This window comes from Faecalibacterium sp. DFI.5.82 (assembly GCF_029076575.1).
In the GTDB taxonomy this organism is placed as follows: Bacteria; Bacillota; Clostridia; order Oscillospirales; family Ruminococcaceae; genus Faecalibacterium; species Faecalibacterium duncaniae.
This window is the reverse complement of sequence record NZ_JARFIS010000606.1, coordinates 1-306: the sequence shown is the minus strand read 5'-3', so window position 1 is coordinate 306 and position 306 is coordinate 1. Positions and strand designations below refer to the sequence as shown.

The 306-nt window shown below is 63.4% G+C and carries 1 pseudogene; it reads left to right on the top strand.

Annotated features, from left to right (window positions below):
• Positions 1 to 306 (top strand): annotated as a pseudogene (locus P0G09_RS18085) (glycosyl transferase); the annotation flags it as partial.

Here is a 306-nt window from a genome sequence, read left to right as displayed (position 1 = left end):
TCCGGGAAAAATTCAGCGCTCCCGGCATCATCAACAAAGCCCGGGCCGAGGCCATGATGGCCCGCTATGCCACCGACGCACCGGTGGATGCCGCCCGCAGGGCACTGGCCGACTACTGGCAGGAGCTGCTCTCGGGCTGGCAGCTGACCTCCGGCGAGGAAAAGCTGGACCGGATGGTGAGCCTGTGGAACCAGTATCAGTGCATGGTCACCTTCAACATGAGCCGCTGTGCCAGCTATTACGAGAGCGGCATCGGCCGCGGCATGGGGTTCCGGGATTACTGTCAGGATCTGCTGGGCTTCGTCC